Origin of the sequence: Bacillus sp. FSL R10-2780 (genome assembly GCF_038006125.1) — a bacterium.
In the GTDB taxonomy this organism is placed as follows: domain Bacteria; phylum Bacillota; class Bacilli; order Bacillales; family Bacillaceae_G; genus Bacillus_A; species Bacillus_A cereus_U.
In genome coordinates this window covers 1,498,556-1,519,008 of the sequence record NZ_JBBOUQ010000001.1, presented here as the reverse complement: position 1 = coordinate 1,519,008, position 20,453 = coordinate 1,498,556, and the positions used below count along the sequence as shown (strand labels likewise).

Here is a 20,453-nt window from a genome sequence, read left to right as displayed (position 1 = left end):
GAAATAAATATGCAAAAATAATTGCAGGGGGTAAGGAATTGTTTAAGGATTTTAAAGTTGTAAAAGATCGTCCCGTTTATATTCAATTAAAGGATTATTTAAAAAAGATGATTATGAAAGGGCATTTGTTGGGGGATCAAAAAATCCCATCAACAAGGGAACTGAGTGAATTATTATCAGTGAGCAGAAATACAGTACTCTCTGCTTACGCGGATTTAGAACAAGAAGGACTCATTTATGCAGTTAAAGGAAAAGGAAATTTCGTTGCGAAGGTGGATATATCTAACACCTCGTCTGTTGAAATAGATTGGAAAAATAAACTTAATGCTGTTACCACATTAGCGGATGAATTAGACTTAATGAAACATGGAGTTCGCTGGGAAAAAGGAATGATTGTTTTTAATAGTATAGCCCCGGACGAAAAGCTATTTGATGTTGAAAATTTCAAAAGAGCTTTTCTTACTCGTATGTCCATTGAAGGGGATATCGTATTGAACTACGGATATGCAAAAGGTTATCGACCGTTAATGAATTATCTACTTCATTACATGGAAATGAAAGGTGTAGATATTTCGAACAAAGATATTTTAATTACAAATGGATTTACAGAAGGATTAGATATTGTACTTTCTTCCTTATCGAAAAAATCAGGGCGTGTTATTTGTGAGAATCCAACTCACCATGCTGCATTGAAACTTTTTCGCTTACATGGACTTGAAGTTCATGGGATAGATATGAATGATGATGGTATTGATACGACTGAAGTAGAAAAAAGTTTGCGTGAAAAGGATTTTGATTTTGCGTATTTAATTCCTTCTTATCATAATCCAACTGGTATTGTTACGAGTTCGGAGAAAAGAACGGAATTGATGAGGTTATTTTCGAAATATAAGGTTCCTATTATAGAGGACGGATTTAATGAAGAATTACGTTATTCAGGTTCACATTTATCGCCGTTATTAACTTTTGCTGGGGCTGGTAATAATGTGATTTATATTAGTAGCTTTTCAAAGGTACTTTTCCCCGGTTTACGTGTAGGTTGGATCATTGCAGATAAAGAACTGATATATTATTTAGAAAGTGTAAAAAGAGCAAGAACGATTCACACTTCTACGTTAGATCAAGCTGTTCTGTTTCAATATTTACATGAAGGATATTTTGAAAAATATTTAAAAAAAGCAAGGTCTGTTTATAAGAAAAAATATGAGTTCGCTGTTGGGGCATGTAATCAGTACATTCCGTTTAAAAGAATGACTGGAGATGGTGGACTTCATTTGTTTATAGAGTTGGAAGAAAAAATTCAAGCCCGCACACTTTTACAAAAGTGTTATGAAAAAGGAGTTACGTTTTCTCCTGGAGATGTTTTTTACTCTGATGGAGGAGGAGCGAACACATTCCGATTAGGATTTTCACGTTTGAAAGAAAAGGAAATTGTTAGCGGGATTCAAATAATTGGTGAAACATTAAAAAATGAAACTTGGAGTTGAGAAAATGAGAATTGGCGTTATTATGGGAGGAGTATCCTCTGAAAAACAAGTATCAATTATGACTGGGAATGAAATGATTGCACATTTAGATAAGAGTAAGTATGAAATAGTTCCAATTACTTTAAATGAAAAAATGGATTTAATTGAAAAAGCGAAAGACATTGATTTTGCATTGCTAGCATTACACGGAAAATATGGAGAAGATGGTACAGTTCAAGGGACGCTTGAGAGTTTAGGTATTCCTTATAGCGGTAGCAATATGTTATCTAGCGGTATATGTATGGACAAAAATATTTCGAAAAAGATTTTGCGTTATGAAGGAGTAGAAACACCAGATTGGATTGAACTCACAAAAATGGATGATCTAAAGCTTGAAGAATTAGATAAGATAGGATTTCCGTTAGTGGTAAAACCTAACTCTGGTGGCTCAAGTGTTGGAGTAAAGATCGTCAATGATAAAAATGAATTAATCTCAATGCTGGAAACTGTATTCGAATGGGATTCTGAAGTAGTAATTGAGAAGTATATAAAAGGTGACGAGATTACATGTTCAATTTTTGATGGTAAACAGTTACCTATTATTTCGATTCGACATGCAGCTGAGTTTTTTGATTACAATGCAAAATACGATGATGTTAGTACAATTGAAGAAGTTATTGAACTTCCAACTGAAATTAAGGAACGTGTAAATAAAGCGTCAATGGCTTGTTATAAAGCATTAAAATGTAGTGTTTATGCAAGGGTTGATATGATGGTGAAGGACGGAATTCCATATGTAATGGAGGTTAATACATTACCAGGGATGACACAATCAAGTTTACTGCCGAAAAGTGCAGAAGCAGCGGGAATTAGCTATAGTAAGCTATTAGATATGATCATTGAAACTTCATTAAAAGTAAGGAAAGAAGAAGATTTTTAAGATAATTGTACAATTAAAACTTTTGATAGTTCCACGAAATATGCTATGATAATTACAATACGACAACTAAATATTTATCCACTAGAGGGGCCTTTTATAGGCTGAGATCAAATGTAATTTTGAGACTCTTAGTACCTGATCTGGTTAATGCCAGCGTAGGAAAGTGGGGAAGACATGGTATTTAATGCATAAATTAATATTGTCTATTTCACTTTCTTTACGCCTGTAAAGAAAGTTTTTTTTATTTCATTAAATGTGGATAAATACTTATATTTTATAAATTATTGGAGGGATTTAAATGACTTTTTCACAATCATTACGTAAAGAAGTAGATTCAATTTGGGAAGCAAGTTTTAATCACCCTTTTGTAAAAAAACTTGGCGAAGGAACGTTAGATTTAGCTAGTTTCCGTTATTATGTGCTTCAAGATTCCTATTATTTAAGTCATTTTGCTAGAGTACAAACGTTAGGTGCTGCAAAGGCTCTTGAATTAGAAACGACGGCCCGTATGGCGCATCATGCACAAAATACGTATGAAGCTGAGTTATCTTTACATGAGAATTTCGCAAAGAAATTAGGGATTACGAAAGAAGAAAAAGATAATTTTATTCCTGCGCCAACTGCATATGCATATACATCTCATATGTATCGTGCAGCTTATGAAGGGCATTTAGGAGATATTATTGCAGCTATTTTACCTTGTTATTGGTTATATTATGAAATCGGTGAACGATTAAAAGAATGTCAACCAGAAGAGCCAATTTATCAAGAATGGATTTCTGCATATGGATCGGATTGGTTCCGTACTCTAGTAGAAGAGCAAATTACACGATTAGATACGATCGCTGAAAAAGTAACAGAGGCAGACCGTAATCGTATGAGACAACATTTTATTTTTAGTAGTCAATATGAATATTCATTTTGGGAAATGGCATATACATTAGAAAAATGGCCGGTGAATGAAGAAGTTAAAGGTGTTATTTAATAAAGAGTATATAAAAGGTATCGCTATATAAAGAGGCGTTACCTTTTATTATGTTTAATTTATGTAAATATTTTGTAAATCATAGATAAAAAATATAATAATGAATTATAATGTTTTTGTAATATATAGAATGAAATAAGGAGGTAGTTATATGGTAATAGTAACTTTTTATTAATTTAGTTTTTATACTGTATTATTCTTATAATTAAATTTATTTTTTCCTAAACTATGCTTGGTTTAAATTTGATTCGTTTATGCTTAAAAAAATTGGTATCTTTTCTAGTATTATTTATGATCAATATATATTAAGAGAGGAAGTATTAATAATATGGAAAAATTACGGTTATTAACATTTAAAAATATAGTAGAACCCCTCTATAATGAGAAAGTATCGTATATTTACTTTCCTATTGAATGGCTTGAGATTGTAGAGATACATTATAGAACATTTTTATTAACGAGCAAATTAAAACTTGTAAATGAAAGATTGTATGATATGTTTTCTGATATATTGTTCATTCAGCATGATCCATATGTATTAAAGGAAGATACACCTTGGATTGTAGCAAAAGAACCAATGAGACAAGAACAGTTAGACTATATTTTCCAAAGCTGGTATGAGGTTATTCATGATTGGAAACCGAATAAATTAATAGATCCACCACATTTAGAATGGCAGTATGATTTAATTAGTAATTTACCAGTATTACATGATAAAAAAACGTTTTCTAAATGGGTACCAGCTTTAATTACTCATATTTTTTGCGAACAGCCTTTACGTATGGAAAATAAAAACGAGGAAGAAATATATTTTTCGCCACTGCGATCACAAGATGTTTTTGAAGCGATGTCTGAGCCAATTAAAGATGAAGAAACACATGATTATTTCGCTTATGTATATCGGTTTGAATACGTAACTCGTGGAGGTGAGAATATTCCACTATTAAAAGTATCCGTAGGGATTAGGCGGTTTTATCAACAATATAATCATAAAGATATTCCTATACTTTTAGGGCGGAAGCGGAGCCAAATACTGATTTCAACTCCTGAATTTGAATTAAATAATAAAAAGCAAAGGTTTATAAAGTTAAAAGTGCAACAAGCTGAAAAAGGAATAAAATGGATTAAACGTTTTAGAAATTTAAAAGATGAGTATAGGATAGGTGGAGAAGTTAAATTAGAGGACATTCTCCAATGTCCGAAAGAGTATATTAGAGGAACTAATGTAAGAGTGCTTCTTCCATATAACGAAAATATATATAAAGTTCAAGGAACAAAAATAAGATTTGGTATAAAAGTAAGAGAAAAAGAGGAACTTTTTAATGAATTCCAACTAAGGTTCCCATATTTTACATCACTTCCAGAATGTGAAAAAGTATTAACTGATAATGAGAATGAGTTATTACCTTTATTTGCTCCAAAGGGATTAGACACAATTACGTTAGAAGTATGGTCAGATGACATAATAATAGAGATAGAACAAGCGTTATTAGATAGCAAAATAGTTTTAGCTCAAAATGAAGATTCATCCTATGTATTAAATGCAGATAATCCGGTGCTGTTAAAAATTGAAAGATACAACATTGAAAAATTATTACAAAATCCATATAGAATGCAATATAGCCATAAAAACAAAAAGAAACTTGTAGACGATGTCGTAAAAGCTGTACATGTTACGGCAGGTGAGCAAAATGAAATGAAATTAGCATTAATTGCAATGAAAAATTGTGATGGTCGCGAAAAAATTAATCCAAAGCAAATCATTCGGGAAGGATTCGCTCGAACGGAACGTATTTCAGCATTTATTAATTTATTTATTGGACAAAGTGTATCTAAAAAAGAAATTATTAATGCCATTCTTAGTTTGTTAGAACAAAAGGGATTCTTAAAGCGTAGTTGGAATAAGATAAAATTACCGGGGATAATTGTAAATTTATCAATTGAGAAAATGTCTAAATATGATTTCTTACCTATTTTTTCAAAAATAAATGGGAGAGAAATAGTATATAAATTATATGGGCAAGAAGAATGGGGCACAATTGATCATACGTTATTAAATATAGGTAATAATAAAGTGTTTTTACCACAACCATCAAAAAGGAATGATATAGGAGTCAGTTTTAAACAATTTATGTCAGAAACATTAGTTGAAATTTCACAAGATGCACATAAACAAAAAAAAGAAGTTTATTTTATTGTAGATGCAAATATGAGGAAATATTGGATAGAGGAATTGCAAAATGAAAGCGTTAATATCAAGGTTTCACCTGAAATAATCCCAAATTTTAAAGAGGATATAAACATAATTAGAATTAATACTAACTCAGATGTACCGAACTATATTGTTAGAGACCAAGAATATGTTATGGATGAAACGAGATTATTTGTAGATCAAATGGGAATTTACTATAGCACGGCTGCATACGGATTAAATGGCAATGAGATAGTACAGCAGCACATACTCGAAGTTATCCCGTTTGGTGTAAAATCTGAGAAAAGAGAAGAAATCGCCAAAATGATACATTACATGTGCTGTAAATCAACCTTGCTCTCGGAACAAAATATTCATAATACGCATGTAATGCATATGGTTAAATTAATTAAAAATTATACTACAGATATTGATTCAAGGGAGTTTAAAGAATTCAGTGACGAATTAGATGCAGATGTAATAATTTTAGAAAAAGAAGATGCATTGATATTAATATAAATAATAATATACAAATCCTGCTAGTAATAATGAGCAGGATTTGTCATTTTTTCATGTAAATAAGGCTATCCTTTGTCATGTATCTTTTCTTTTACGTATTTACTTTATTTACATACAGGATTAAGATGTTTTTTAGAAATACAAAAACTACATCATATGGAAAAGCGATTTTTATTAATTGAAAAGAAAATTTGAAAGGAATGGGGAATTGTGAAGAAATTAGATGTATTATTAATGCTACTGAGCGGCCTCTTTCCAATTGCAGGAATGTTAAAGCAAATCCCTCTTGAACAATCTTTATATATTGGAGGACTTTTATTTTTTACTAGTTTCGGTAGTTACTTTGCGAAAAAGATATATTCACGTATATGTAGCTGGATAGCATATGCACCATTTATAACACTACTGTTAGTTATTTGGAATCAGGATATTTCAACAAGTGCTATAATAGCAAATGCCAAAATTGCCGCTTGTATCGCTTTAATACCTTGTATATTCCGCTTTCGTACATATGGGCTTACTTTAGGTTTATTCTCATTATGGGTCGCTTTATTATGGGATATAAAAGAAGTACAGTCGTTAGTCATACTTGAGCGTATGACGAGTTTAATGACAAGCAATTACGTATATCTTTTACTCTTGGTTGGAGGACTTATATTAGGTGGATTACTTGCGACGTTAATTCATCGAAAAGAGAAAGATAATAATAAAGAAAATACAAATCTATTTAAACAAAAAAAGAAACGTAAAAGGCTATCATTTAAGATCCGCTTTCCAAGATTACCGAAATTTAAGATGAAATTATTTAAGTTTGGTGGAAAAGGTTCTAAACGTAAAACGTCAGAAATAATGCATGAGCGTAATAACGAAGAACCAGTTGTAACATATGAAATGGCAGAGCAAATAGATCAATATAAAGAAAGTACTGTTCAAGGACAAACTAGGATGGAACGTCGAAAAAATAGGTATAATGCATAATAAATTTCACTAACCCCTTAATGATTTATCGTAAAATTGATAAATCATTAAGGGGTTTTTTATGTAATTAAATATAGGTTGCGTATGAAGGATTCATAGCATATTTTAAAGGTAAGGATTTAAATAAAATAATGGGAGGACAAAATGCTTATTATTACATATATTTCTGTTTGCATATTATTCTTAGTTAGTTTTTTACATGTTTATTGGGCTTTCGGAGGTAAGTGGGCGACAAATAGTGTCATTCCAACTAAAGCTGGAGAAAAGGCGTTTACACCAGGTACAGGAATGACATTGTTCATTGCGTTATTATTAAGTATGGCAGCAATGATTTTATTACAACAAGCAAATATTGTTCATTTCGCACTTCCCAATGTTTTTGTTCAAATGGGATCCTGGGTTTGTATGGTTGTTTTTTTCATAAGAGTAATTGGTGAGTTTCATTATTTTGGTATCTTTAAACGAAAAAAAGATACGCAGTTTGCCAGAATGGATACTGTTTTATATGTACCGCTTTGTGCATTTTTATCCTTATCCTTCTTATTAGCTATAATAACGTGAACATATAACCAGTATTATTTTAATACTTTATTACAAAGTAAAGAGAAGAGTTAATCCAGCAAATAAAGTCAAGTTATTTTTATTTATGATTTCACTTTCTATAGAGATATATACAATATTAATTATGAGGATGGATTGCCTCTAGTTGGTAAGTAGTTAAAGAAATTATTACAACTATGTAAGGTTAATTTAATGATAATCGATAGTAAATTAAGATGTTTGAGTGTATTGTTAATAGGGTTTAAAAGTACTGATTATGTATAAGGGGAAATAGTATTTAATTAGGAAGTGTAATTAAATGATTGAAATTAAATCTATTATCCATTCGTACAAACTAAAGAGAAGAATAGCTAGGGATTTATACGGCAACAGAGATGAATTGACGCTGTTATTAAATGAATTTAATAATATGAAATGTACAGCTGCATCTGAAAAAAAGAAAAATAGTATGCTATCTTGTTTACAATTAATTTATCAAAATATAAAATTAGATAAGCAGTACCCTCTACCATTTGCTTTAAATAACAAGTTATTGGAGCGGTTAGAAAATGAATCTCTTCAAACTATTGAGGGTTGTGTATCATGTCTACATTTAATGTTGGATATAAATTATGAAAAAATAAAACATTATGGATCGAGCACAAGTAGGTCATTTGTTCCATTATCGCAATCTTCAATTTTTCTTGCTGATTGTGTTTGTTTAACAGGAGTTGTATTGGGGTTACTAGGAACAGTGACATTTGGAGGATTAATGTTATCTGTATGTTCTCTTACATAAAGAAAAAAGGACACCCACTTAAAGTGTTCTTTTTTTAGTTACTTAGGAGAGCTTTTGAGATAGGAGGGACATGGATTCAAATCTATAGTTACACATGTTTATTGTGTTGTGTAACTCAAAAAGGAAAGTATCAGCAACTGCTTATTTTGTATGAATATAAACATCGGCTATTTGGGAGCTGTAATTGAATGCTTAGAAGGGAGCAAAAAATAGTGTGTGAAATATTAATAAAAAAGGACAAGCAGTCGTACCTACTGTCCTTTAAAGGAGAAAAGTCTTTTGGTTAAGAACTACGAATAAACAGAAAATCTGCTTGTAATTAGTTTTATCCCAAATATACATACCTATACAAAAAAAGGATAAGTACAAAATACTTATCTCAGGAAGGGAAATCCCAAACACCAAAATGGCTTGCATTGGTATACAGGTTCAAAAGTAGTATATGTAAAACGAAAAATCTCATACAAAAAGCAGACAATCAAAAGTATTGTCTGCCAGAAAGTCGGATGAATTAGCCAACTGTGAAAAATTGCTTTCCCACTTCAAGAAGAGTAAAGGCAACAAATTTGAAAGAAATGAATTGGGATTTAGTTATTGCTTCTATGAATGATGCATTTTCTTCATTTTTTTTGTCCCCAAAATACAACTAATAATTGCGAGTAATGCATTTGAAGAAATGAAATTTACGGTCCAATAAATTCCTGTTCCAGCAATTATATCGATAATTATAAATCTTTTAATTGCCGAACTTTTTACTACATGAAAAACAAATTGATTGTTATCGTTACCCAATGTTATCACATCCCTTATCTAATATATGACAAGGCATGCTTGCTCTAGTCTTCATGATAATATACTAAAAAGAGTAATTAGCAGAAGCTTATAAAGTAGTTATAAATAAAAGATAACTATCGGAAGTTAAATTATTAACTTCAGTGAAAAAAATAACAATCATAATTTATCCTGCGTTATTGATGGATATTATGTTTTACTTAAGGGCTTATGCGGAAAGTTTGATGAAAAATTCTTTCATTAAAAGTACGATTCCCAGCAGAAACAAGGCTTCAATTGAGAACCAAAACATACTTTTGTGAGGTTTTTTAAACTCCATAATAATTGATAAAAATAAAAAAATTGCAATAAGTATGATGATTAAGAGGCGGCTTATATTAAGCATTAATAACACTCCTAATATTTAATCAGGACTATTATATAATCTTTTCCAAAGATATATAATTCTAGAAACATTTTATTGAAATTTTAACAAAAAGGATGTAAGCGTATTCTTAGCGAATTATAGATAATTAAGAAAGGCGGTGACACTATGAAGTTTGTAAAAGTCAATATGAATGGTGGAAGTGAGCACAAATTCTCAATGAGTTTAGAACGATTTGAAGAACTTATTACTACAGAGAATGGATTATTAGAAAATAAATTAGTTTGTATTGAAAATGTAATGATTAACCCTACTAATATATCTTCTGTAGTTGAAAAAATTGGTGTACCTGCTAAATTTATGGAAGTTTAAAGATAATTAGATAAAAAACATCCATGGGGATGTTTTTTGTTTATAAATAAAGCAATTGTACAATGAAAGTATGAGCAGATTTTATTAGTAATAATGTAGGCTATTAAGAATGAATGGATATAGGAAGGTCTTTTCTAGCGTGTTAGTTACTCCAATGTGTATGTATCTATTTGGCATCTGGACATTGTACTTTTTAATGCACAATGTAATAAGTACAAGCATATATTATGTAATAGGACAAGATCTTCGTGTCCTACTAAATACTCAGAAAAAACCTCTAATCACATTAGGGAATCCAATAGCAGGGTGCTCTAATTTTTTATGAAAAATGTAGCTTCACAACGGTTTCGTTTCAATTATAGCTTTCTTTAACCTTTGATATTAAACTTATCTTTAACGTTAATAAATATTAAGATTAATATGATAGCAACAATTAAATTAGACAAATAGAAATTTTGGTGAAACAGTAGTTCAAAGATGACATCGAATGTATACAATAAAGCGACAGCAGGTAATATACAAATAAATATAAATCTCCAATTTTTTAAATAATGTTTATAATTAGTAAGTACTTTCGCCATTAATATTGCTCCTGTAGTTTTTATTTTCTATATAATTATACATTTAAATAAAAAGATTTACAAAGTGTTTAAAAATTATTTAGCAACTAATGTGATTTTGGGAGATAGATAAGGAGGAAGCAAAAAATATTATAAATCTATAGATTGAGAGGAATATAGAGAAAGCTTTTGTTAAAAACTTAGATGGCTGCAGCAATCTGTGTAATAAACGATTTGATTTTAAAAAGACTTTTAAACATCTATACTAAAATGATACACTATAATCTACGTTATTTTAGAAATGAATAGAGGGATTTGCGTGATAGATAAAATCAAAAATGCTGTAGAGGATATGTACGAAGATGAAGCAAAACATTTACTGCAAAGCATTCTTATACAATTAGATTTATTAGAAGAAAACTATAGTGAAGATACGATTAAACACTTGATGAGTATACCTAAGCAACTGACGAATAATACATCTTATAAAAGAAATGTAAAAGAAAGTACACACATTCATATCGCTTTTGATGATTCAACAGCTGGGTGTTTAAAATATATGTTAAGTCAAGAAGAACTATTTGAGGAGTGTGTTGTTGCATTCTCTGAATTCTTTTCAATTGGACCGATTAATCAATTACATACGAATAAAGGGCAACTCGCAAGGCAGCAATGGTTATTAAACAACTTAACTTCTTATGATAGTTATTTTGAAGAAGAATATTTACCAAGATTTATGGAAACTTTAGAAGAACTACATTCTATTCCTAATGAAACACCGATTACCATTTGGAAGGCGGATAATGCCCATGAGCATGTAGGGATTTGTTTTGCAATTGCGCAATTAAAAGATAAGAAAAATATTCGTGTTATGAATACTTCTGAAGCGAGTAGAGAAATATTAAAACAAGATTATGATATTCGTGGAACTGGAGAATTATCTCCTGAAAGTTTAGCTCTTTTCCAAAAAAGTTTTGTGCAATTTCCGTATTTAACTGAAGAGAAGCGAATGAAGTTTGCACATGAGTGGAATAGATTATCGCAAAGCATGGAGTTTTTAAGAGTTTGGAAAGACGATGAAGTGCATTCTGTGCAAGAAGAATATTTTGACCAATTCATTATTGAGTGTGCGAAAAAAGTAGGTGCTGATAAAGACTTCCTTAAAGCTCCGAGAGTAATTGGTGAAGCGCTTGGTCTTGTAGAGCAATTAGTTGGGGATACTTTCTTAGAGTATCGCTTGAAAGTATTAATTAAACAAGAGGTATTTGAATTTGAAGGTTTATTAGAAGAAATGCGTTTTTATAGTGTGAAGTTGAAAAAATAATAATATATTCCGTTTATAAAAAAGCTCGTATTTTTGAAAAAAAGATACGAGCTTTATTTTTTTAGTTTAATTTGGGCTATACATAAGCTTCCGATAGGTGTTATATCACATATGAATGTTAAAGGTAATGAATGAAAAGAAGGTGATTTGTTAATATGTATAACCAACAAAATTATCCATATGATCAAACGATGTATTATAATCCACAACAATACGGATATGAACCTGATATCGAAGTTAGAGAGGTTGAACTAGAAGATTATAGACCAGATGATGCGGAAGATGCTCCAACGTCACCACCACCGTCACAAGCTCCGTCGTTACCGTCCACATTTGCTTCTCCAGCACAAGCAGGTAATATGAAATCATGGATGTGTAACTGTCTAGGAAGATGGGGCTATTTACGTTTACATCGACCTGGTCCTTTCGGAAGAGATTTATGGTTCTTTCCAACTGAGGTAAGAAGAAACGGGGTCTCAGGCTACACTTGGCAAGGTGGTCGCCGCCGTAAAGTAAGTTATCGATATCAACAAATTAGTAATTTTATGTGCTTCGCATAATAGGAAGTGAGAGAGTAGAATAATTTTACTCTCTCACTTTTTTATTTTTCAATATACGAAGTAAGATTTTAATTAAAAATTTACAATTTTCCAGTTTTTATTGAAGTATAATTCAAATGTTGGGTTGATTTACACAAATAATTGAGAGTGAGGGAATGCAATGTCAATAAAAAATAAGGTTGGCCAAAAAATAGAAGATGGCATTAATTTAGCTTCTGCTCAGTTTAAAGAAGATGCTTATGAAATTTATAAAGAGTCGCGAAAAATACAACCTATTTTATTTGTTAATAAAGTCGAGATTGGTACAGAATGGCTCATTACAAGATATGAAGATGCCTTGCCACTTTTAAAAGATAATCGCTTAAAAAAAGATCCAAATAATGTGTTTTCTAAAGATACAATGAACATGTTTCTTTCTGTTGACAATAGTGATCATTTAACAACGCATATGTTAAATTCAGATCCACCTAACCATAATCGGTTACGATCTCTAGTACAAAAAGCTTTTACACCGAAGATGATTACACAATTAGAAGGAAGAATTCAGCAAATCGCGGATGATTTAATAAGTGATGCTCAGCAAAAGGGTACGTTAAACCTTGTAGATGATTATGCGTTTCCATTACCAATCATTGTAATAAGTGAAATGCTCGGTATTCCAAAAGAAGATCAAGAAAAGTTTAGAATTTGGTCGCATGCCGTCATTGCCTCCCCAGTAACACCAGAAGAAATAAAAGAAACTGGAAAGCAACTATCTGAATTTATTACATATCTTCAACATTTAGTTGATGTAAAACGACAAGATCCTAAAGAGGATTTGGTCAGTGCCTTAATACTTGCGGAAAGTGAGGGACATAAACTTAGTGCCCCAGAACTATATTCAATGATTATGTTACTTATCGTAGCGGGACACGAGACAACTGTGAATTTAATTACAAATACGGTATTAGCACTTCTCGAAAATCTTGATCAATTACAGTTATTAAAAGAAAATCCAAAACTAATTGATTCAGCTATTGAGGAAGGATTGCGATATTATTCTCCAGTTGAGATTACAACTGCAAGATGGGCGGCTGAACCTTTTCAAATTCACGATCAAACAATACAAAAAGGAGACATGGTTATTATTTCATTAGCTTCAGCAAACCGTGATGAAACAGTATTTGAAAAGCCAGAAGTATTCGATATTACACGAGAGAATAACCGTCACATTGCCTTTGGTCATGGAAGTCATTTCTGTTTAGGGGCTCCGCTTGCTAGGTTAGAAGCAAAGATAGCTATTTCTACTTTGTTAAAGCGTTTGCCTTCGTTACAAATAAAAGGTGAGCGTGAAAAAATTAGTTGGCAAGGTAATTATTTAATGCGTTCTTTAGAGGAATTACCATTGTCTTTTTAGAATAGTTATATTGAGACATGCATACACGACAAATGATTAACATAGAGTATGTATGTGTTATTTAAATTCGAAACGGAAGGGTGAAAACATCCCAATGATCAACTAATTCTATTTGTAAGAGATCTTCGTTAAAAAACGAAATATTCTTCTGAATAGGATTAGTATGTGCATGTATAGAAAAGGGATGTATTTCGCACTGCGAATATATAGGCTTTTCATATGATTTGTGCTGCCTCCTATTCAGAACACGAAATAGGAGGCTTTTTTATGTCGACGACTGTAGAAACGAAACAAAATCATGGGGTAGCACAAGTCTTAAAAAATCGATTTGTGCAAGCGATTCTAGCATCAGCATTATTTTTACAAATTGGAATTTGGGTGCGGAACTTTGCGGTATTACTATATGTTATGGAAATGACGAAAGGAGATGCATTCGCAATTTCGATGATTTCAGTTGCTGAATTTGCACCGATTTTCATTTTTTCCTTTATTGGAGGAACTTTTGCTGATAGGTGGAAGCCGAAGAGGACAATGATATGGTGCGAAACGTTAAGCTCTTTATCTGTGTTCGTAGTATTAATTACTCTTATGTTTGGTACGTGGAAAATCGTGTTTTTTGTGACGCTCATCTCTGCAATCCTTTCGCAGTTTTCTCAACCATCTGGAATGAAGTTGTTTAAACAGCATTTATCAACGGAACAAATTCAATTAGCAATGTCTATATATCAAACGATATTTGCAATATTTATGGTGTTAGGACCGATTCTTGGAACATTTATCTTTCACAGTTTTGGAATCTACATTTCAATAATAATTACTGGTATCGCATTTTTACTTGCTGCAGTTGTATTGTTATTTCTTCCGAAAGATCTTGAAAATGATAATGAGAAGAAAGAAATCACACTATTACAGGAAATGCTGGATGGTATTCAATATGTAAAAAAGAAAAAAGCATTAACTTTGCTCGGTCTATGTTTTATGGCAGCTGGACTCGGTATAGGGCTTATCCAGCCACTTGGAATATTTATTGTGACAGAACAACTAGGATTATCAAAAGAAAGTTTACAGTGGTTATTAACAGTAAATGGTGCAGGGATGATTGTCGGAGGAGCTTTAGCAATGATATTCGCGAAAAACGTGGCCCCGCAAAAGATGTTAATTGTAGGTATGCTCGGTCAGGCAATCGGAATTGGTATTATAGGCTATTCCACAAACTTATGGGTTACACTTACTGCACAACTTTTTAGTGGGCTAGCTCTACCATGTATTCAAATTGGGATTAATACGCTCATTATTCAAAATAGTGACACAGATTTTATTGGTCGCGTAAACGGCATTTTAAGTCCACTATTCACCGGTTCAATGGTAGTAACGATGAGTATAGCTGGTTCATTAAAGGAGATGTTCTCATTAAGCACGATGTATGAGGGAACGGCTCTACTATTTATAATTGGATTATTGTTTATTTTACCTATATACAATTTAAAGCCAGTAATAGTAGTAGAAAGTGAAATGGATAGTAAAGGAAGTGCTGTGCAACATGAATCCTAATCCAAATGTTAAATACCCAATTGAAGGAAATCAAAATGTTCATTTTATAAAAAATACAATAACGAAATCTAATATACTCGTTGGTGACTATTCTTATTATGATGCGAAACATGGGGAAACATTAGAAGAGCGAGTATTATATCATTATGAATTCATCGGAGATCGTCTCGTTATTGGAAAGTTTTGTTGTATTGCATCTGGAGTTACCTTTATTATGAACGGAGCGAATCATCGAATGGATGGATTTTCGGCGTATCCTTTTAATATTTTTGGGAATGGCTGGGAGAAATTCACGCCGAATTTGTCTGATTTACCGTATAAAGGAGATACAGTTATAGGAAATGACGTTTGGATTGGCATGGATACAACTATTATGCCCGGAATAAAAATAGGTGATGGTGCAATAATTGCAGCTAAATCTGTTGTGACCAGAGACGTCGCACCATATACAATTGTTGGTGGAAACCCTGCAAATAAAATAAAAGAGAGATTTTCAAATGCAATAATAGAAGAATTATTGCAAATTCAATGGTGGCATTTTGACGTTGAGAAGATAACCGAAAATATCGATGCTATTGTACGAGGGGATATAGAATCATTAAGAAAGCTAAAAAGGTAATAAAAAATGCATGACAAAGAGTATCATACCTCCGAATTTTGTTAATGATAATAGAACAAGGAGGTGTGATACTATGGCACAAGACGTTTTATGTGAAGTAAACAACTGTAAATTTTGGGCTAACGGTAACAAATGTAGTGCAGATGCAATTTATGTAGTAAGTAATAAAGGGAAACAAGCTTCTACTACGGAAGAAACAGATTGTAAAACTTTCGATCCAGAAATATAAGTTTTTGAAGGGTAGCCAAATCGTGGTTGCCCTTTTATTAATTATAGTATTGATAATAAATCTCATTTTCATTCATTGTTTTTAACTTTTCTTGTTATTTTTTTATATTTTCTTCATAAGTGATGTAATCCAATGTAATTCATGTTCAATACGTGACTTAGTAAATTCAACAACTTCTGTAACAAAAGGTGAGACAACGTCAAGGGATTGGATCGCTGTAAGTTGTTCTTGAAGCACGTTTTGGCGCGTAGTTAAAATTTTTATTCTAGCCTCGTAATCAAGTTTGTCGAAAAGCGCGATACGTACAAGGTCCTCACTTTTGCTTAGGGGCACCGCTTGCACGTTTAGAAGCTGAGATTGCATTAAATACATTTATAAATGCTTTCGAAAAAATAGAGTTATCTCCATCTTTCAATTTAGAAACATGTATATTGGAAAATGAACAAACCTTAAAATACTTACCTATTCGCTTAAAAACTCAATAAAACGTTCAACAAGGTACATTGTATTGTACCTTGTTTTTTATTTCTCAATTGTAAAATTTTAGTGTGTTTTATAGTATGGAGGTGTGTGAAAAAAGAGTAGAGGAGGATGCTTATGTTAACGTGCAATGGGAGTAAAACGTTTCAAATATTTATTAAAGCTGTAACTGATTTAATAGATGGTGATTTATTGGAAGAACAAATCGTGTGTGAAATTGAAACATTATTAGAAGAACTTTTAGAAAAGAAAACATGGCTTCCGTTAGATAAACAGAAGGCGAATTCGGCTCAATATGCACGACACTTACTGTATGAAGATCCATTAAAACGTTTTGAAGTATTAGCTCTCGTATGGAAAGATGGACAATCTACACCATTACATGATCATGATGGCACATGGGGAGTAGAAGGCGTTTTTTCAGGAAGGATAATGGTGCAGAACTTTGTTCAAACGAAGCAGCTTGGAAATTCACTTTCTTATTTAACACATACAGGAAATCTTTATTTGGGAGAAGGCGAAACAGATAAAGTAATTCCACCAGCTGATTGTCATATTCTAGAAATAGCCGAAAATGAAAGCGTAATCACTATTCATATATACGGAAAACGTTTAGAAAAGTTTTCCGTATATATCCCAACAGAAGAAAAAAACGTATACATGTGTGAGACAAAATATATTAGTTATAATTCATAGCATAAAATCCAAAGCTTTTCTTTAAAAAGAACAGCTTTGGATTTTATTTTTAATTATTTCTTGACCTGAAACGCTTTTCATAAATTATAAATAAGGAGTACTTCACGAGATTCGTATGAAAACGATACCTTTTATTTAATAAAAACTCGTGTATTTATAGAAAGTGGTGAAGAAATAATGAAATTAATCGCAATTGATTTAGATGGAACTCTTCTTTCAGGGAATAAAATGATTAGTAAAGAGAATGCAGAAGCAATTCGAAAATGTCAAGAAGCTGGCCATGTTGTAGCAATTTGTACAGGACGTTCTATTGTGGATATTGAACGACTTTTGTTAGAAGTTGATTTGGAGTGTCCGATTATTGCGGAAAATGGTGCACTTATATATAAAGATAAAAAAATGATGAAGAGATATCCAATTCAAAATATGCAGGCACTTGAGATTGTAGAATATCTTGAAGAGAATGGCTTGTATTATCAGCTTTATACTAATAAAGGTGTGTATGTACCGGATTATGGAGTAGAGAGTGTACGTAATGAAATCGAGTATGTGAAGAATGCAAAAGAAAATTTCGATTTGAAAGAGTTAGAAACGATTGCTGCATTATACCTTGAGCATACAGCATTTCATAGTACAGAAAGCTGTAAACCAATTGTAGAAATGGATATACATGTGCATAAACTTTTACCGTTTTCTTATGACATAGAGAAATTAAAAAAATTAAAAGAAACGTTTCTGCATAATACGGATTTAGCTATTACATCTTCCTATTGGCATAATTTAGAGATTAATCATCGAGATGCTCAAAAAGGAAATGGATTATATACTTTAGCAGAACATCTTAATATTCCAGTTGAAAACACTGTAGCAATAGGCGATGGCTTAAACGATGTTTCTATGATGGAGAAAGCAAATATATCAATTGCAATGGGAAATGCAGTTGAAGAAATAAAAGCGATGTGTCAATACGAAACGTTAACAAATGAAGAACATGGTGTCGCACATGCTTTATATAAATATGTAATGTAATAAAAAAAGAAAAAAAGAATCCAAATAGATTCTTTTTTTCTTTTTATTAGGGGTAAGGTATTCTATGAGATTCATAGAAGCCTTATTACACCTCATTATATAGAATATATTGGAATAAATGTTTATATTTTTCATGAAAGTTGTGAATTTTTTGTGAATTCTACGTTTATTGTATTTTTATACTGCTACTAGCAGCGCGTAACACTCCCATATTATTTTCTGTTTTTAATTGAAAAATAGAATTTGTTCGAATAATTATTCTACAGCTATATACCTAGGAGCACTTTCTTCGTATAATGAAGAAGTATGAATTTTTAATTTGTATAAATTTTACATATCGAGGTGAAAAAGGAATGAATGCGCGGCTAATGGAACTTATTGATGTGAGTACAATAGAAACCATGGCAGAACAATTTTATAAATTAACCAACATATCACATCAACTTCTTGATGCTGAAAACGAATGTATATTTTCATTTGGAATTAATGAAATGAAAGTATGTAAACTTCCCAAAATTGAAATCCCCCTTTTCTTATACAATCAATATTTAGGATCTTTTGTTGTATGGTCCAAACGAAGCGAAATTTTCAATTGCCAAAAATATTTTGAAATGCTTTCTAACCTAATTATAGCTGGGGTGAAAAAAGCAGTTCAAAGTAAAAATACATCGTTACTTTCTCGAAAAGAGGAAGAACTACATACGATCTTACAAAACATGCCTGTTATGGTTGATGCGCTTGACTATAATGGAGATTTTGTTTTGTGGAATCGAGAATGCGAGATTGTAACAGGTTATACTGCTGAAGAAATAATTGGGAATCCAAACGCTCTTCAATTACTGTATCCTGACCATAATTATCGCCATCAAATACAAAATAAATTTTTGACTCGTGGAAAAAATTTTAGAGATTGGGAAATGAGTTTAACATGTAAAAATGGTGAAATTAAAACGATAATGTGGTCCAATATATCTGAGCAGTTTCCTGTAACAGGATTTAGTTACTGGGCTGTTGGGGTAGATATTACACATTTAAAAGCGATAGAAGGGCAATTAAAACAACAAACCTCTGAATTAGAATTAATTTTTAAAGCTTTACCAGATTTATGTTTTTTAACAGAAGACGATGGGACAATTATAGATTATAAAGCAGGATCTCCTACAAAATTTTACGTACCCGCAGAAGCTTTTATGGGAAAAAAGTTTTACGAAATATTACCGTCTCCAGTAGCACAGCAATTTCAAGAAGCAATTCGCCAATTGAAAGAAGAAGGAAAGAATGTAATTGTAGAATACCCTCTAACAATTAATGAAAGTATCGATTTCTTTGAAGCTAGATGTTTACCATTATTACAAGATAAAATTATGATTGTTGTCCGCGATATTACAGAGCGGAAAAAGGCAGAAGAATTGCTAAATAAATCAGATACACTTGCGGCAATTGGTCAATTAGCAGCCGGTGTAGCACATGAAGTGAGGAACCCTTTAACTGTAATAAAAGGATTTATACAATTATTCCAAATTAACAAAGAGGATCAAGAAAAATATTTTAATCTTATGCTTTCTGAAATCGAGAGAATTGAAGCAATCCTTCAGGAATTTTTGTCGATTGCTAAAACAGATGAAATCCCTACTGAGAAGAAAAATATTTGTCAAATATTCAAAAATGTTGTGTCATTAATTAACACAAAAGCAATTATGACAAACATTCAAGTTGAGTTATTTACAGATTCCAAAGAGATGATTATTGAATGCTCTGAAAATCAATTAAAACAAGTATTTATTAATATTTTGCAAAATTCAATTGAAGCGATGCCAGATGGTGGGAAGATTTCAATTCATATTAAAGAAATGAATGAAGGTGGTATCATAATAGATGTAGTAGACGAAGGAATAGGGATACCAGAAGAAAGAATTAAGAGATTGGGTGAACCTTTTTATAGTACGAAAGAAAAAGGAACAGGAATCGGATTGATGCTAAGTTATAAAATCATTGAAAGTCACCATGGGACTATTAGTATTATGAGTGATGTTGGTGTCGGGACAACTGTAACAATTTACTTA

Annotated in this window: 18 protein-coding genes, 3 pseudogenes and 1 riboswitch; of the genes and pseudogenes, 18 read left to right on the top strand and 3 right to left on the bottom strand. The window is 31.6% G+C overall.

Features of this window, described 5'->3' with window-relative positions; genetic code table 11:
- The first annotated feature begins 38 nt into the window (after window positions 1-38).
- The 7 genes from pdxR (at window position 39) to NSQ47_RS07815 (ending at window position 8,418) form a co-directional block, all read left to right on the top strand.
- Window positions 39-1,487: a MocR-like pyridoxine biosynthesis transcription factor PdxR gene (pdxR, locus tag NSQ47_RS07845; RefSeq protein WP_341036559.1), complete on the top strand. Its 1,449-nt coding sequence runs from the start codon at window positions 39-41 to the stop codon at window positions 1,485-1,487.
- 4 nt (window positions 1,488-1,491) lie between these two features.
- The gene (locus tag NSQ47_RS07840) at window positions 1,492-2,406 is read left to right on the top strand and encodes a D-alanine--D-alanine ligase (protein ID WP_002200305.1); all 915 of its coding nucleotides are present in this window, start codon (window positions 1,492-1,494) and stop codon (window positions 2,404-2,406) included.
- 73 nt (window positions 2,407-2,479) lie between these two features.
- Window positions 2,480-2,585: riboswitch (TPP riboswitch) on the top strand.
- 119 nt (window positions 2,586-2,704) lie between these two features.
- Entirely contained in the window at window positions 2,705-3,391 is a 687-nt protein-coding gene (gene tenA, locus NSQ47_RS07835) for a thiaminase II (protein ID WP_002032475.1), read from the top strand.
- A gap of 328 nt (window positions 3,392-3,719) precedes the next feature.
- A complete protein-coding gene (locus NSQ47_RS07830; protein WP_341036558.1) occupies window positions 3,720-6,101 on the top strand; it encodes a pPIWI_RE module domain-containing protein in 2,382 nt (793 codons plus the stop codon).
- Window positions 6,102-6,311: 210 nt separating this feature from the next.
- Complete coding sequence (locus NSQ47_RS07825) at window positions 6,312-7,079, top strand: DUF3959 family protein (RefSeq protein WP_341036556.1); 768 nt, start codon at window positions 6,312-6,314, stop codon at window positions 7,077-7,079.
- 144 nt (window positions 7,080-7,223) lie between these two features.
- Entirely contained in the window at window positions 7,224-7,640 is a 417-nt protein-coding gene (locus tag NSQ47_RS07820; RefSeq protein ID WP_002161575.1) for a DUF3995 domain-containing protein, read from the top strand.
- A 298-nt stretch (window positions 7,641-7,938) separates the two neighbouring features.
- A complete protein-coding gene (locus tag NSQ47_RS07815) occupies window positions 7,939-8,418 on the top strand; it encodes a homoserine dehydrogenase (RefSeq protein WP_341036554.1) in 480 nt (159 codons plus the stop codon).
- Window positions 8,419-9,018: 600 nt separating this feature from the next.
- Here NSQ47_RS07815 and NSQ47_RS07810 read toward each other — a convergent pair.
- Entirely contained in the window at window positions 9,019-9,210 is a 192-nt protein-coding gene (locus NSQ47_RS07810; protein WP_033710969.1) for a hypothetical protein, read from the bottom strand.
- Window positions 9,211-9,742: 532 nt separating this feature from the next.
- Between NSQ47_RS07810 and NSQ47_RS07805 the strand changes: the two genes are divergently transcribed.
- Entirely contained in the window at window positions 9,743-9,946 is a 204-nt protein-coding gene (locus NSQ47_RS07805; protein ID WP_002161579.1) for a hypothetical protein, read from the top strand.
- 368 nt (window positions 9,947-10,314) lie between these two features.
- On the opposite strand, the gene NSQ47_RS07800 is transcribed toward NSQ47_RS07805, so the two are convergent.
- The gene (locus NSQ47_RS07800; RefSeq protein ID WP_002161580.1) at window positions 10,315-10,527 is read right to left on the bottom strand and encodes a hypothetical protein; all 213 of its coding nucleotides are present in this window, start codon (window positions 10,525-10,527) and stop codon (window positions 10,315-10,317) included.
- Window positions 10,528-10,825: 298 nt separating this feature from the next.
- On the opposite strand from NSQ47_RS07800, the gene NSQ47_RS07795 reads away from it, so the two are divergent.
- From NSQ47_RS07795 to NSQ47_RS07770, 6 genes are all read left to right on the top strand, one after another.
- Window positions 10,826-11,830 carry a DUF1835 domain-containing protein gene (locus NSQ47_RS07795; RefSeq protein ID WP_002161581.1) on the top strand — a complete coding sequence of 335 codons (1,005 nt, stop codon included), beginning with the start codon at window positions 10,826-10,828 and terminating at the stop codon, window positions 11,828-11,830.
- A gap of 155 nt (window positions 11,831-11,985) precedes the next feature.
- A complete protein-coding gene (locus NSQ47_RS07790) occupies window positions 11,986-12,390 on the top strand; it encodes a hypothetical protein (RefSeq protein ID WP_000282706.1) in 405 nt (134 codons plus the stop codon).
- A gap of 160 nt (window positions 12,391-12,550) precedes the next feature.
- Entirely contained in the window at window positions 12,551-13,786 is a 1,236-nt protein-coding gene (locus NSQ47_RS07785) for a cytochrome P450 family protein (RefSeq protein ID WP_341036553.1), read from the top strand.
- A 267-nt stretch (window positions 13,787-14,053) separates the two neighbouring features.
- Entirely contained in the window at window positions 14,054-15,337 is a 1,284-nt protein-coding gene (locus tag NSQ47_RS07780) for an MFS transporter (protein ID WP_341036552.1), read from the top strand.
- Window positions 15,327-15,956 (top strand): Vat family streptogramin A O-acetyltransferase, encoded by a 630-nt coding sequence (locus tag NSQ47_RS07775; protein ID WP_002161584.1) that lies wholly within the window; start codon window positions 15,327-15,329, stop codon window positions 15,954-15,956. Before NSQ47_RS07780 ends, NSQ47_RS07775 begins: the two co-directional genes overlap by 11 nt.
- Window positions 15,957-16,029: 73 nt before the next feature.
- The gene (locus NSQ47_RS07770; protein WP_000046093.1) at window positions 16,030-16,185 is read left to right on the top strand and encodes a DUF1540 domain-containing protein; all 156 of its coding nucleotides are present in this window, start codon (window positions 16,030-16,032) and stop codon (window positions 16,183-16,185) included.
- A 102-nt stretch (window positions 16,186-16,287) separates the two neighbouring features.
- Here the strand turns inward: NSQ47_RS07770 and NSQ47_RS07765 are convergent.
- Window positions 16,288-16,509: pseudogene (locus NSQ47_RS07765) on the bottom strand (PadR family transcriptional regulator); the annotation flags it as partial.
- Between NSQ47_RS07765 and NSQ47_RS07760 the strand changes: the two are divergent.
- The 4 genes and pseudogenes from NSQ47_RS07760 to NSQ47_RS07745 all read left to right on the top strand — a co-directional run.
- A pseudogene (locus tag NSQ47_RS07760) lies at window positions 16,491-16,670 on the top strand (cytochrome P450); the annotation flags it as partial. The pseudogenes NSQ47_RS07765 and NSQ47_RS07760 overlap by 19 nt on opposite strands.
- Window positions 16,671-16,782: 112 nt before the next feature.
- On the top strand, window positions 16,783-17,361 hold the full coding sequence (locus NSQ47_RS07755) for a cysteine dioxygenase family protein (RefSeq protein WP_341036551.1): 579 nt from the start codon (window positions 16,783-16,785) through the stop codon (window positions 17,359-17,361).
- A 177-nt stretch (window positions 17,362-17,538) separates the two neighbouring features.
- Window positions 17,539-18,390, top strand: coding sequence for a Cof-type HAD-IIB family hydrolase (locus NSQ47_RS07750; protein ID WP_002161587.1), 852 nt, complete (start codon window positions 17,539-17,541; stop codon window positions 18,388-18,390).
- Between the two features lie 296 nt (window positions 18,391-18,686).
- Window positions 18,687-20,447: pseudogene (locus NSQ47_RS07745) on the top strand (ATP-binding protein); the annotation flags it as partial.
- Between the last annotated feature and the right edge of the window lie 6 nt (window positions 20,448-20,453).